The sequence below is a fragment of the Micromonospora sp. NPDC005979 genome, from assembly GCF_040614415.1.
Taxonomy (GTDB): Bacteria; Actinomycetota; Actinomycetes; order Mycobacteriales; family Micromonosporaceae; genus Micromonospora.
Genome location: NZ_JBEXUR010000002.1, coordinates 413,616 through 427,453 on the forward strand (window position 1 = coordinate 413,616; position 13,838 = coordinate 427,453).

A 13,838-nucleotide genomic window follows, 5' to 3' on the forward strand; every position below is an offset into this window, starting at 1 on the left:
ATGACCCGGAACGACCGACCACTCGTTGGTCCGATTGGCCCGATTGATTCAGCAATGACCCTGGCGAACCGGCACCCTCGTGCCGGTGGTCCGGGTGAAGCAACTCACGGCAACCCGGTGGCGGCGCTGTCGCGTCCCACCGCGACCGGCAGGGTGTGAAGAATGAACTCGTACGGCGATCCCAGCTCCGCGCGCGGTCGGGCCCAGTACCCGGGCCCGGACGGTGACCCCGGACCGGGCGCGGACGACGCGTACCGCAGACCCGGCGGTGACTCCCGCGCGGGCGGTTGGTCCTCCGCGGAGCCCGCAGCGCCCCCTGGTCGGGCCTCGGTGACACCGAGAGCCGCCGGCGGCCGCGCGTCGGTCGGTGGCTCGGCCTCCGTGCCGCCCCCCGGCGCTGCCGCCGGATCCGCGACGCCCGGCCGCAGTGGTCGGGCCTCGGTGCCCGTGTCGCCGGCACCGGGCGCGGCTGCGGGCCGTGCCGGCGCCGGTCGGGCGTCCGTTCCGGTGTCCCCGGCGCCGGGAGCGCCCGCCGGTCGGGCCCGGGTGGGCACCGCCGCCGTCGGCGCCGCCTCGGCGGGTCGGGCCAGCGTCGGCTCCGCGTCGGTGGGTGGCCGCGCCGCGGTCGCCCGGGCGAGCGTCTCCCCGGTCTCCGGCGGGCCGGGTGGTCCCGGCGGTCCGAATGGTCCGGGCGGACCGAACGGGCCCGGTCGCGGTGGCCGGGGCGGTCGCGGCGCGGGTGACCCCGCCGCGGCGGCGCGGGCCAAGAAGCGCAAGCGGATGAACCTGCTGATCGCCGGGTTCGCCGTCTTCATCATGCTCGCCGGTGCCGGCGTGGTCGGGTTCACCTACTACTCGACGAACGTGGTCATGCCCGAGGAGCTGCCGCTGCCGCTGTCCACCACGGTGTACGCCAAGGACGGCAAGACCACGCTGGCCAAACTCGGCAACGAGAACCGCACCTTCGTCACCATCAGCCAGATTCCGGAGCACGTGCAGCACGCGGTGGCGGCGGCCGAGGACCGGAACTTCTATCGGCACTCCGGCGTCGACTACAAGGGCATCGTCCGTGCCGCCTGGAACAACGTCTCCAACGGTGACAAGCAGGGCGCGTCGACGATCACCCAGCAGTACGCCCGCAACGCGTTCGAGAACCTCAAGGACGACACCTACGGCCGCAAGGTGAAGGAGGCGATCCTCGCCTCCAAGTTGAACGACGCGTACAGCAAGCCGGAGATCATGCAGCACTACCTCAACGTCATCTACTTCGGTCGCGGCGCGTACGGCATCGAGGCGGCGGCGCAGACGTACTTCGGCAAGCCGGCGATCAAGCTGACCCCCGCCGAGGGCGCGGTCCTGGCCGCGCTGATCAAGCAGCCGGTGCCGTCCGCGACCCACAAGGGTTACGACCCGTCGGTCAACCCGACCGACGCGAAGACCCGCTGGGACTACGTGATCGACGGGATGAAGAAGGAAAAGTGGCTGGACCCCGCCGCCCCGATCGCGTACCCGAAGGTGCTGCCACCCAAGAAGGGCGGCAACGGCTTCGGCGTCGACAGCCCCCGGGGCAACGTCATCAACTACGTCCGTCAGGAGATGGACGCGATGGGCCTCTGCTCCGACAGCGGCGCGGAGGGTAAGACGAGCTGTGTCGACGCGCTGCGCGACGGCGGCTACCGGATCACCACGACCATCGACCCGAAGCTCCAGACGGCCGCCGAGAACGTCGCCATGCAGTCGAAGAAGGGCTCGGAGCTCAACGACCAGCCCAAGAACCTGATGGCGGCCGTTGTCTCGATCGACCCGAAGAAGGGCCGGGTGCTCGCCTACTACGGCGGTGACAGTGGCGCCGACTTCGACTACGCCGGCAAGAACACCGACAAGAACGGCGACCTAGCCGGTGGTCACGCCCCGGGCTCGTCGATGAAGGTCTACACCCTGGCCGCCGCGATCGAGGCGGGCATCTCGGTGAAGTCGCACTGGGACCCCACGCCGTACAAGCCCGAGGGTTCCAAGGTCGCGATCGGTAACGCCGGCCGGACCAACCTCAAGTGCGGCAAGTACTGCACCCTCGAAGAGTCGACGATCCAGTCGTACAACGTGCCGTTCTACTGGGTCACCAAGGAGATCGGCGCCGAGAAGGTGGTCGACATGGCCCGCAAGGCCGGGGTGACCACCATGTGGGGAGTCGACCCGCCGCAGGCGTTCGACCTGTCGAAGAAGGGGCCGAACCCGTTCGACAACTACACCGGTTTCGGCAAGTACCCGCTCACCGTGTTCGACCACGCGAACGCGATGGCGACGTTCGCCAACGACGGCAAGTACATCAAGGCGCACTTCGTCATCAAGGTGGAGCAGCAGGACAAGAGCACCGGTAAGTGGAAGGTCGTCGGCAGCGAGCGCATCAAGCCCGAGCAGCGGATCGACAAGAAGGTCACCGACGAGGTCACCGCGGTCCTGAAGCAGATCCCCGCCCCCAACCATCTCTCGCTGGAGGGCGGCCGCCAGGCCGCCGCGAAGACGGGCACCTGGGAGTACAACAGCGAGGACAACGCGCACGCCTGGACGGTCGGCTACACCCCCCAGATCGCCACGGCCGTCTGGGTGGGCAGCCGGGATATCAAGAAGCCCGAGATCCGCCTCGCGAGCGGTAAGCCCATCGGCGGTTCGACCCTCCCCGGCCCGATCTGGGAGAAGTACATGAACACCGCCCTGAAGGGTCAGGAGGAGATCCCCCTGCCCACCGTCACCGGTGAGGGCGACATCACCAAGGGCAACGGCAAGGAGCCGGCGGCGCCTCCGCCACCGCCGCCGGGTCAGCCGGGGCAACCAGGTCAGCCTGGACAGCCCTGTGACCCGCTGACCAATCCGTTCTGCCCCCGCAACGGTGGCAACCCCGGCGGGAACAACCCGGGCGGTCCCGGTGGGCCGGGCGGTCCGACCGGTTAGCCGCCACCCGACCTGCCACTGAGCACCCTGGAACAAGAGCCACAGCGCACACGCCGCCGCCGGCCGGACGACCTGTCCGGCCGGCGGTTGACGTAGTGGCACCGGGCACTCGTCGCTTGTCGACGGTGCGGGTCGTGACCTCGACGGGCGCACGAGTACATGACGCACCGCTGCGAGTACGGCAGGATGCCTCTCTATGAGCACCCAGTCGACGCCCGGCATCGACGACGCCGGAACCACCGACCACCCGTCCCGGTCCGACGGGTTCGTCCGCGGCCTGTCCGGCGCCATCGGCGGGCCGCTGGGCGACCACGCGACGGCACTGGACCGGCCGGCCGGGCAGGAACGCCGATTCTGGACCGCCGTCCGGATCGTCCTGGCGCTGGTCTGCCTCACGCTCGCGCTGCACTGGGTGCAGAAATCCCCGTGCCAGGACGGCGCGTGGCAGAACAACGTCCAGTACAACCGGTTCTGCTACACGGACGTCCTCGCCCTCTACTACGCCGAGGGCCTCAACGAGGGCAAGGTGCCCTACCGGGACCACCCGGTGGAGTACCCGGTGCTCACCGGCTACTTCATGGGCGCCCTCGGTCTGCCGGTGCACGCGATCGGCAAGGGGGACCCGAGCATCAACCAGGGTCAGTGGTTCTACAACCTCAACGCGCTCGTGCTGGGCGCGCTCGCCGTGGCCACCGTGGCGGTGATCCTCGCGTTGCGCCGCCGGCGACCCTGGGACGCCGCGTTGTTCGCGCTCGCCCCGGCGCTGCTGCTCACCGCGACCGTCAACTGGGACCTGCTCGCCATCGGGTTGGCGGCGTTCGGTCTGCTGGCGTGGGCCCGGCGACAACCGGTGGCGGCCGGCGTGCTGCTCGGTTTGGCCGGCGCGGCGAAACTCTGGCCGCTGTTCCTGCTGGGACCGATCCTCGTCCTGGCGCTGCGGGCCAACCGGCTCCGCGCCGCGCTCACCACGCTCGGCGCGGCGGTGGTGGCCGTGGTGCTGGTGAACCTGCCGGCCTACCGGGCCAACCCGGACAACTGGGGTCGGTTCTTCGAGCTGAACACCACCCGGCCGATCGACTGGGGCACGCTCTGGTACATCGGGCGCTACCTCGACGGCAAGGTCGGCAACGACCCCGGCGAGCAGGGCCCGTTCGAATGGTTGAACACCAACATCCCGACCCTCAACACCATCTCGTACGCCCTGTTCGGGCTGGCCTGCATCGGCGTGGCGGTGTTGGCGCTGCGGGCACCGCGCCGGCCGCGGCTCGCGCAGCTCGCCTTCCTGGTGGTCGCCGCGTTCCTCGTCTTCAGCAAGGTCTGGTCCCAGCAGTTCGTGCTCTGGATGTTGCCGCTGGTGGTGCTGGCCCGGCCGAAGTGGGGCGCCTTCCTGGCCTGGCAACTCGCCGAGGTCTGCTACTTCGTGGCCTTCTACGGTGAGCTGCTGGGCGCGGCGACCAGCCGTCCCGTCTTCCCCGAAGGCGTATTCGTGCTGGCCTCGACGCTGCGGCTGGCCACCGTGGTGACCCTGTGCGTGCTGGTCGTGCGGGAGATCCTGCACCCAGAGCAGGACGCGGTACGCGCCACCTACGCCGACGACCCGGACGGCGGCGTACTGGACGGCGCACCAGACGCCCCCTGGCTCGACCGCTGGCGCCGCCCCGCGACCAAACCCGACCTGGAGCCCGAGCCCGCCACCGCCACCGCCACGTGATCTCCAGGACCTGACGCGCCGGAGCCACGTCAGGTTTGCGGGGGGAGCCCGCCCGGCGCAGGGATCAAGCCTGACCGCCCGGAGCCGGGCGGGCTCCCCCCGCAAACCGCCCCAGAGGGCGAGCGCGTCAGAGCCGATACACCACGGCGTCGCCGACCTCCTGGCGCGTGATGCCGAGCGACTCGACCGGCGCGTCGATGGTGATCTCCCATGGCGTGCCGGGCACCTCGTCGCGTAGCAGCACCACCGTCCGCACGCCGTACGTGCGCAGGTAGTTGACGCTGTTTGGGTCGGGGAACGACTGGCTGGCCCGGCGGAGTTCGTCGAGCTGCCGGGGCGTGAAGCCGCTGCCGCCGTTCGCCACGTCCGGGAACCCACTCGTCGACCAGAGCATGACGTGCTGGTCGAGGCCCTGGTCGCTGGGGAGCACGAGCAGCGGACCCTCCGCCGAGCGCATCGCGGCGGGCTGCCTCGGCACCACCGGATGCCCGGTGGTGTTCAACCCTTCAAGGGTGACCAGCAGCAGCGGCAACAGCGTGGCGATCCGCAGCCACGGCCCGGGCCAGGACGGCACCCGCTGCGCGGCCAGCTCACGGACCCGGTCGGTGAGGGCGGTGACCGCGCCTGCCGCGAGCAGCGCGAGCAGCAACGTGATCCAGAGCATCAACCGCCCGGGGGTACGCAGCGCGTTCCAGCCCGGCGCGTGCTCGAACAGCGGCACGTAGGTGAAGGTGCCGTCGAAGAAGCGGGTGCCCATCGCGAACACCATCGTGACCAGCACACCGCCGAGCAGGAACAGTCGGTGTCGCAGCCGCCAGACCGAGAAGAAGAGCCCGCCGAACGCCAGCGCGTAGAGCACGAAGCCCGGCAGCAGTGTCATCTCGGCATGGAACGGCAGCGCCGCACGGGCGCCCTCGTGCAACCCACCCCAGATCCGCGACTCCGCGGGCGCGGTCACGAAGCCGGACGCGGGCGGCGAGAAGATGGCGATGTCGCCGACGGTCCGCTCGGCGTACGGGTGCAGCTCGATCACCTGGAAGTACGGGAACGCCATCAGCGCGCCCACCCCGGCGAAGAACAACCCGCCGACCAGGTCGGCCACGAGCAGCCGGCGGCCGAACGGCAGGGTACGCCCGGACCGCAGCCACTTCACTCCGAACAGCACAGCGGCGACCAGCGCGGCGGCGGCCAGGAAGTACGCGAACGGCAAGCCGATGCCGAAGCCGAGGCTGATCTGCCAGGCCGCCACCAGCCAACCGCCGTACACCCAGCCGTCGTGTCGTCGTTCGGGCCGGTAGCCGTGGCGCAGCGACCAGCCGTGCCCCCGCGCGAGCATCGCGAGGGCCAGCGGAATGCCACCGTTGGAGAGCACGTGCAGGTGCCCCGCCTGGGCGAGCAGCCACGGCGCGTAGGCGTAGCCGACCCCGGCGACGGCGGCGCCGATCCGGCCGGCCGCGAGCTGCCGGGCCAGGGCGTACGCCCCGAGCGTGGCGAGCGCATGCGCGAGCACGAACATGATGTTGTAGCGCAGCACCGCGTCCTCGGGGCCGCTGCCGAGCATCCCGGCCGGGGCGTAGCCGAGCAGCGTGTCGGAGAACGCGAAGCTCCACAGCTCCGGAAAGAACGTGTTCGACTGCCACAGGCGGGCCGGGTCGGCCAGCAGGATGTGGCCGGACCATGCCATCTGCCACGCCTGGAGGCTCGGGTCCCAGGTGTCCTGCGGCAGGGTGTAGCGCGGGTAGCGCAGCGTCGGCCAGGTCATCAACACGGCCAGCGCCAACGAGGCGAGGGCCGCCAGGGTCCACTCGTGGACCAGGGACCGGCCCACCGGGCGGGCGGCCCGGGTGAGCCAGCTGGGCCGGGGCTCCGGCGCCGAGGCGAACGCCTCCCAGCGGTCGGGGTCGACCGGCTTGGCCTCGTCTGTCGCCTCCGCGGTCGACTCGCCGTCCTTGGCGGTGGCGTCCTCGGCGTCGTCGGCCTTCTTCTCGCTGTCGGCCTTCTTCTCGCCGTCGCTGGCCGTACCGACGCTCTTGGCCTTGTCGGCCTTCTCCGCGCCGCCCTTGGCGCGACCGTTCCTGCCGGGGGTGCCCTTCGCGGCCGTGCCGGCGGTGGTCGCGCCGGCCTGCTCGTCGGCGGCGCCCTTCGCGGCCGTGCCGGTGCTCGCGCGAGCCTTCCCCTGTGCCGGGTCGTCGCGGGTCGCGCCGTTCCCGGTGGTTCCGGGCGAGGTGGCCGGGGTGTCACCGGTGGGCGGCGCGGCGGGTCGGATGGGTTTGTCGCCGGTGGGAGCGGGCCGAGCCTTCCCCGGCTTGGACTGGCCGGTCGTCATGCTGCCGGGCGCTCCGTCGGAAGCTGCTGACGCAGGAAGTCGATGTCGGCGGCCTGGCCCTCGACGCCGCCCGGGGTCTCGACGACCACCGGCGCCCCGGCGGCGCGGATCACCGCCACCACCAGCTCCGGGTCGATCGTCCCGCCGTCGAGGTTGTCGTGCCGGTCCTGCCCCGAGTTGAACGCGCCCTTGGAGTTGTTGGCGTGCACCAGGTCGATCCGGCCGGTGATCGCCTTGACCCGGTCGACCAGGCCGAGAAGCTCCTCACCCCCGGCGTACGCGTGGCAGGTGTCCAGGCAGAAGCCGACCTCGTAGTCGCCGACCGCGTCCCAGAGCCGGGCCAGCGCGTCCAGCCGGCGGGCGCACGCGTTGTCGCCGCCGGCCGTGTTCTCGATGAGGACCGGCACGCCGAACCCACCGGAGTCGGCCGCGTACGCGAAGGTCTTGCGCCAGTTGTCGAAGCCGACCGCCAGGTCGTCGCCGGCGTTGACGTGCCCACCGTGGACGATCAGGCCCTTGGCGCCGATCTCGGCCGCTGCGGTCGCATGCCCGAGCAGCAGCTTTCGACTGGGGATCCGGATGCGGTTGTTGAGGGTCGCCACGTTGATGACGTACGGCGCGTGCACGTAGAGGTCGACCTCGCCGGTCCGCAGCCGCTCGGCGTCCTCCCGAGGCTTGGGTGCCTTCCATCCCTGCGGGTCGGAGAGGAAGAACTGCACGGTGTCGGCGGACCGTGCGGCTGCCTCCGCCAGCGGGTCGGTCGAATCGACGTGGGCTCCGATACGCATGGCAGCGAGCCTACGTCGGGAGCACGGCGGACGTGCTGACGGTCGGCGCGATGTCGTCACTCCCGCCGGCGGACGATCGTTGAGTGGATGGGATCCGACGAGCGGCCCGGGGCTGGGCGCGACGAGGCGCCCGGGTGCGGCCAGCGGGTGTTCGTCGGCCCGACAGCGAGGTCACCCCTGCGGCGCGGCCCGGCGTCGCGGGGGGAGACCCGTCGTCGCACCAGATCGGCCCGGATCCAGAATCTCGGAAATTTCTGCCTTTTCCCCCTACATGGGACGACAGCCGTTGTATCGTCAGATAACAACACGATAAAGCTCCGCGGGGCGTCTCCGGTCCAACCTCATCGGTGTGGTCGTTCCTCCCCAGGTCCCACCCAAGGAATGCGGACGGGACGCTCCGCGGCCTCGTTGACGGGGGCTCGCCACCGACCAGTGACGGTCGGCTGGCGGGCCCCCGTCGGCATGCCCGCGACGCCGACCCGACCGCCCCGGGCATGATCGTCCGGACCGGGTATCCTGGTCAGGTTGTCCGCGTCCGGCCGGGTTCCCCCGGCACGTGCGGGCAGCGACGCACGACCTCCTGCCACGGAAGGACCGTGGCCGCTTAGCCCACAGGAGGTGAGCACGTCTTGCGTCATTACGAGATCATGGTGATCCTCGACCCCAGCCTCGAGGAGCGCACCGTCGCCCCGTCGCTCGACACGTACCTGAACGTGATTCGGACCGCGGGTGGCTCGGTTGAGAAGACGGACGTGTGGGGCCGCCGGCGCCTCGCGTTCGAGATCAACAAAAAGGCCGAGGGCATCTACGCCGTCGTCGACCTGCAGGCCACGCCTGCTGCCGTGGCCGAGCTGGACCGTCAGCTCCGGCTGAACGAGTCCGTTCTGCGCACCAAGGTCATCCGGCCGGAGATGCGCTAAGCATTCTGTCCGGCATTCAACCCGGTTCGCCCGGATCAGCCTCCGCGACTCTGTCGTACGGCTCTGAGAGCCTGTACGACGAGACGCTGAGTGCGCGAGGAGATGGTCATGGCAGGAGACACCACCATCACGGTCATCGGCAATCTGACCGATGACCCCGAGTTGCGGTTCACCCCCTCCGGGGCTGCGGTCGCCAAGTTCCGTGTCGCCTCGACGCCCCGATTCATGGACAAGGCGTCGGGCGAGTGGAAGGACGGCGAGCCGCTGTTCCTCGCTTGCACCGTCTGGCGGCAGGCCGCCGAGCACGTCGCCGAGTCGCTGCAGCGCGGCGCTCGGGTGATCGTCTCGGGCCGGCTGCGTCAGCGGTCATACGAGACCCGCGAGGGTGAGAAGCGCACCGTCATCGAGCTTGAGGTCGACGAGATCGGCCCGTCGCTGCGCTACGCCACGGCGAAGGTGCAGAAGATGTCCCGCTCGGGTGGCGGTGGCGGCGGCTTCGGTGGCAGCGGCGGTGGTGGTGGCCAGGGTGGCGGCGGAGGCAACTTCGACGACCCCTGGGCTTCGGCCGCACCCTCTCCCGCGCGTGCCGGTTCGGGCGGCAACTTCGACGAGGAGCCTCCGTTCTAATGGCGCCGAGCGCCCGCGATCGCAAACCAGGAGCAAGGTCAATGGCCAAGGCTGCGGCACTTCGCAAGCCGAAGAAGAAGGTGAACCCGCTCGACAAGGACGGGATCACCTATATCGATTACAAGGACACGGCGCTGCTGCGCAAGTTCATCTCCGACCGCGGCAAGATCCGCGCTCGGCGGGTCACTGGCGTGACCTCGCAGCAGCAGCGGCAGATCGCCCGCGCGGTCAAGAACGCCCGCGAGATGGCGCTCCTGCCGTACACCGCAACGGCCCGCTGAGAGGAGGCACCGATATGAAGATCATCCTGACTCAGGAAGTGTCCGGCCTCGGTGCCCCGGGCGACATCGTCGAGGTCAAGGACGGCTTCGGCCGTAACTACCTGCTGCCGCAGGGCTTCGCGATCGCCTGGACCAAGGGCGCGGAAAAGCAGGTCACGGTCATCAAGCGGGCCCGCTCGGCCCGTGAGATCCGCGACCTCGACCACGCCAACGAGGTCAAGGGCCAGCTCGAGGGTCTCAAGGTCAACCTGAAGGCCCGTGCCGGCGACGGAGGGCGGCTCTTCGGCTCGGTCACCTCGGCCGAGATCGTCGACGCCGTCAAGGGCGCCGGCGGTCCGGTCCTCGACCGTCGTCGGCTGGAGGTGCCCGGTCACATCAAGTCGACCGGCACCTACCCGGTGAGGATCAAGCTGCACCCCGAGGTCACCGCATCGTTCAACCTGAACGTCGTTCAGGGCTGACGACCCGCTGGACCACGACGAAGGCCCGCACCGAGCGATCGGTGCGGGCCTTCGCGCATGCGCCACAAGTGACCCGGCTCGCCAGCCTCAGCCGATCGGTTGACCGGTCACCGCGCTGATCAGCACCGTGGACAGACCACCACCGACCACCGCCGCGGCAAGCGCGATCGTCGCCGACCGCCACGTCGTGCCGACCCGCCGCAGCAGCGCCGCCACCACCAGGCTGCTCACCAGCGCCAACCCGAATCGCGGCGAGCCGGCGAGCAACGACTCCAACGCACGGGACCGTGCGGAGTCGCAGCCACCCCCGGAGATGTCGGTGACACAACCGGCGGGCGCCTGCCCGTCCAGCGTCAGCAGCCACAGGAAGATCAGCACAGCCGGCACCACGTAGCAGGCGGTGGTGTACAGCAGTGGCCGGACCGACCCACCCGGGTCAGGGTCGAGGAGGTCATCCTCCAGACGCCGCGCCCAGCCGCCCGTCGCCACCGACTCGACCCGCCGCCGCACCGACGCCGTACCGACCGGCGACCGGTCCGCCCGACGCACGGCACCGGAAGGGGGTACGGGCGCACTACGCGGTCGCGGGGCGGTGTAACCCACCACCGGCGACCGAGGCGCCGACGTCGTCGTGGTGTCCATCCAGCGCGGATCGTCACCGGACAACCGCGTACCGGACCAGAAACCCGTGTCCCGGCTCGGCCACCCCTCCGTCAGTCGATCCGAGCGGGGTGGCAGCGTCCGGTCCCACTGGTCGTCCTCGACCGCGGACCGCTCCCACTGGCCGGTGCGGTCCGACCGCTCCCAGCCAGCGACACTCTCCCCCTGCGACCACTGCCCGCTCAGGTCCGTGGTGTCCGGGCCCGGCGGCGGCCACGCGTGCACACCCGACGCGTCCCACGGGTCCACCGCGGGCGCGTACGACGGATCCGGCTCCGCCGGCCGCTCCGACCCGCGTTCCCAGGGATCGACCGCCGGGCGTGTCCACGACTCCTCCGCCGCGCGCCGGCTACGCCGCGTCGGTCGGCTCACCTCCGAGCGGGACGTCGCCTCGGCCGAGCCGGCCTCCAGGTCCCCACCGGACCAGATCACCTGCGGACGACCGGCCGGCGCGCGACGGGGACGACGGTCGGCGACCGCGCCGGAGACCGGCTCCTCCTCCGCCGAGTCGGCGCGTCGGCGGCCCGCGTAGCCCTGCTCCTGGGGACGGTCGAGCGTCCACTCCCGGGTGTGGTCCGAATCGGGGCCAGCGCCGATCGCCGGCTGCTCGCGTCGACCCCCCGCGCCGATCGCCGGCTGCTCGCGCCACCCACCCGCGCCGATCGCCCGCTGCTCGCGCCGACCGCTCGCGTCAGCCCGGCGTCTGCCCGTCGTCTCGGCGCTGCGCCAACCGGCACCCGAGCTCGGACGCTCCGGCTCCACCTCGTCCTGTGCCTCGTCGGGCGCGGCGTGTCGTCCACCACCGTCGGCACGCTGGACGCCCGATTCCAGCGCCCACCGTGGCAGGTAGGCGTCGACCGGCTCGTCCTGCCCACGGTCCCGCGCACGCCGCCGACTGGAGGTGCGGTAGGGCGCGTCCTCGTCGTACGGATCGGCCGGAGCGGGCAGCGCGGGCCGACCCCACGAGGCGGTTGACGGACGCTCCCGCGGGCTGCCCTCCCCGCGTCCCCAGTCCCGGTAACTCACGGCCGGAGTGTGACCCTTCTGAACCCAAAGCGTGATTCGCTGTCCAGGTGTAGCCGTTCGCTGGAGATAGTACGGGAAGATCGTGTAAAAGAACCGACCGAAATATTCTCCTCCACAGGGTGGGGACCGCATATTCCCAGGTCAACGACCTGCGGCCGAGAATTCCCCAGCGGTTGTCCACAGGCTGTGCACACCCTGCGCACATGCTCGTCCACCGGCGTCCACAGGTTGTCCCGAGGCTCGTCCACCGTGCTTGTTGAGTGGCTGACCTCGGGGTCCGTATGGTTGGCCCTCGACCGCCGGCGCGATGGCCCCCGATCGACCGGTTCGGTCGGGAGAACTGTCGCACCCGGCCGGTAGAGCTGGGACGGATCCGACGCAGTGGAGGGGGGACCGGGTGTCGGTCACCGACGACATGCGGGCGGAGGCCCGATCCGGCAACGGTCAGCCACCCGTGCAGCGGGACGGCCAGTTCGACAAGACCCCACCCCAGGACGTCGCTGCCGAGCAGTGCGTCCTCGGCGGCATGTTGCTCTCCAAGGACGCCATCGCCGACGTCGTCGAGATCCTCAAGACCAACGACTTCTACCGGCCGGTGCACGCCACCATCTTCGACACCATCCTCGACATCTACGGTCGGGGTGAGCCGGCAGACCCGATCACCGTGGCCGCCGCCCTGACCGACTCGGGCGACCTGGCCCGCATCGGTGGCGCTCCCTATCTGCACACCCTCATCGCCAGCGTTCCCACCGCCGCCAACGCCTCGTACTACGCCCGCATCGTCAGCGAGCGTGCCGTGCTGCGTCGGCTCGTCGAGGCCGGCACCAAGATCGTGCAGCTGGGCTACGGCACCGCCAGCGGCGGCAGCCGCGACGTCGACGACGTCGTGGACCTCGCCCAGCAGGCCGTCTACGACGTCACCGAACGCCGGGTCAGCGAGGACTTCGCGGTCCTGGCCGACATGCTCCAGCCGACCTTGGACGAGATCGAGGCGGTGGGCGCGCAGGGCGGCGTGATGACCGGCGTGCCGACCGGCTTCAGCGACCTGGACCGGCTACTCAACGGACTGCACGCGGGGCAATTGATCATCGTGGCCGGCAGGCCCGGTTTGGGCAAATCTACGGCGAGTATGGACTTTGCCCGAAATGCCGCCATTCGCGCCAACCAGGCCGCTGCCATCTTCTCGCTGGAAATGAGCAAGGTCGAGATCGTCATGCGACTGCTCTCGGCCGAGGCGCGGGTGCCGCTGCACGTCCTGCGCAGCGGGCAGCTCTCCGACGACGACTGGACCAAACTGGCCCGCTGCATGGGTGAGATCAGCGAGGCGCCGTTGTTCGTCGACGACACGCCCAGCATGAACCTGATGGAGATTCGCGCGAAGGCCCGCCGACTCAAGCAGCGGCACGACCTCAAGATGATCGTGGTCGACTACCTCCAGCTGATGACCTCGCCCAAACGCACCGAGAGCCGCCAGCAGGAGGTCGCGGACCTCTCCCGTGGCCTCAAGCTGCTGGCCAAGGAGGTCGAGTGCCCGGTCATCGCGGTCAGCCAGCTCAACCGTGGCCCGGAGCAGCGCACCGACAAGCGTCCACAGTTGTCCGACTTGCGTGAATCGGGCTCAATTGAGCAGGATGCGGACGTTGTCATCCTTCTGCATCGCGACGACTACTACGACAAGGAGTCACCGCGGGCGGGCGAAGCGGACTTCATCGTTGCCAAGCACCGAAATGGTCCGACCGACACGGTGACGGTCGCAGCCCAACTGCACCTGTCGCGATTCGTGGACATGGCCATCGGATGATCGGCGTCCGCAGCGCACCGTGCGGCTCGCCGATCCGCCGACGGCCGAGTCGCCCGGGGCGACGGATCGAGACAGGCATCACCCCAGGCTGAGGCCGTGCTTCTCGAGAGCGGCCTGGATGATGTCGAGCGCCTTCGGGCCCATGCCGTGCAGCGCGGCCAGCTCCGTACGGGGCACCCCGGCCAGCTCGCGCAGAGTCGTGTAACCGGCGCCGTGCAGGGCGCGCGTGGCCGGCGCACCGACCTTCGGCAGCATGTCGGTTGAAGGATCCACGTCCCCATCGTTCAT

Annotated in this window: 11 protein-coding genes; 7 read left to right on the forward strand and 4 right to left on the reverse strand. The window is 70.4% G+C overall.

Going from position 1 to position 13,838, the window contains the following annotated elements; genetic code table 11:
- Window positions 1–162 precede the first annotated feature (162 nt).
- Together ABZ272_RS05155 and ABZ272_RS05160 are read left to right on the forward strand one after the other, a co-directional pair.
- Window positions 163–2,949: a transglycosylase domain-containing protein gene (locus ABZ272_RS05155; RefSeq protein WP_355048598.1), complete on the forward strand. Its 2,787-nt coding sequence runs from the start codon at window positions 163–165 to the stop codon at window positions 2,947–2,949.
- Window positions 2,950–3,145: 196 nt separating this feature from the next.
- Complete coding sequence (locus ABZ272_RS05160; RefSeq protein WP_355048599.1) at window positions 3,146–4,660, forward strand: glycosyltransferase 87 family protein; 1,515 nt, start codon at window positions 3,146–3,148, stop codon at window positions 4,658–4,660.
- A gap of 127 nt (window positions 4,661–4,787) precedes the next feature.
- Here the strand turns inward: ABZ272_RS05160 and ABZ272_RS05165 are convergent, their stop codons facing one another.
- Both ABZ272_RS05165 and ABZ272_RS05170 read right to left on the reverse strand, forming a co-directional pair.
- Complete coding sequence (locus ABZ272_RS05165) at window positions 4,788–6,986, reverse strand: hypothetical protein (RefSeq protein WP_355048600.1); 2,199 nt, start codon at window positions 6,984–6,986, stop codon at window positions 4,788–4,790.
- Complete coding sequence (locus tag ABZ272_RS05170) at window positions 6,983–7,774, reverse strand: deoxyribonuclease IV (RefSeq protein WP_355048601.1); 792 nt, start codon at window positions 7,772–7,774, stop codon at window positions 6,983–6,985. The genes ABZ272_RS05165 and ABZ272_RS05170 overlap by 4 nt, the downstream gene beginning before the upstream one ends.
- Window positions 7,775–8,403: 629 nt before the next feature.
- Between ABZ272_RS05170 and rpsF the strand changes: the two genes are divergently transcribed.
- The 4 genes from rpsF to rplI all read left to right on the forward strand — a co-directional run bounded on the left by rpsF (window position 8,404) and on the right by rplI (window position 10,063).
- A complete protein-coding gene (rpsF, locus tag ABZ272_RS05175; protein WP_007453836.1) occupies window positions 8,404–8,694 on the forward strand; it encodes a 30S ribosomal protein S6 in 291 nt (96 codons plus the stop codon).
- Between the two features lie 90 nt (window positions 8,695–8,784).
- On the forward strand, window positions 8,785–9,321 hold the full coding sequence (locus tag ABZ272_RS05180; RefSeq protein WP_355048602.1) for a single-stranded DNA-binding protein: 537 nt from the start codon (window positions 8,785–8,787) through the stop codon (window positions 9,319–9,321).
- Between the two features lie 41 nt (window positions 9,322–9,362).
- Window positions 9,363–9,602 (forward strand): 30S ribosomal protein S18, encoded by a 240-nt coding sequence (gene rpsR, locus ABZ272_RS05185; protein WP_007073789.1) that lies wholly within the window; start codon window positions 9,363–9,365, stop codon window positions 9,600–9,602.
- 14 nt (window positions 9,603–9,616) lie between these two features.
- Complete coding sequence (rplI, locus tag ABZ272_RS05190; protein WP_355048603.1) at window positions 9,617–10,063, forward strand: 50S ribosomal protein L9; 447 nt, start codon at window positions 9,617–9,619, stop codon at window positions 10,061–10,063.
- Between the two features lie 87 nt (window positions 10,064–10,150).
- On the opposite strand, the gene ABZ272_RS05195 is transcribed toward rplI, so the two are convergent.
- The gene (locus tag ABZ272_RS05195) at window positions 10,151–11,749 is read right to left on the reverse strand and encodes a hypothetical protein (RefSeq protein ID WP_355048604.1); all 1,599 of its coding nucleotides are present in this window, start codon (window positions 11,747–11,749) and stop codon (window positions 10,151–10,153) included.
- 397 nt (window positions 11,750–12,146) lie between these two features.
- Between ABZ272_RS05195 and dnaB the strand changes: the two genes are divergently transcribed.
- On the forward strand, window positions 12,147–13,550 hold the full coding sequence (gene dnaB, locus ABZ272_RS05200; protein ID WP_355048605.1) for a replicative DNA helicase: 1,404 nt from the start codon (window positions 12,147–12,149) through the stop codon (window positions 13,548–13,550).
- A gap of 78 nt (window positions 13,551–13,628) precedes the next feature.
- On the opposite strand, the gene ABZ272_RS05205 is transcribed toward dnaB, so the two are convergent.
- Complete coding sequence (locus ABZ272_RS05205) at window positions 13,629–13,823, reverse strand: helix-hairpin-helix domain-containing protein (RefSeq protein ID WP_355048606.1); 195 nt, start codon at window positions 13,821–13,823, stop codon at window positions 13,629–13,631.
- Between the last annotated feature and the right edge of the window lie 15 nt (window positions 13,824–13,838).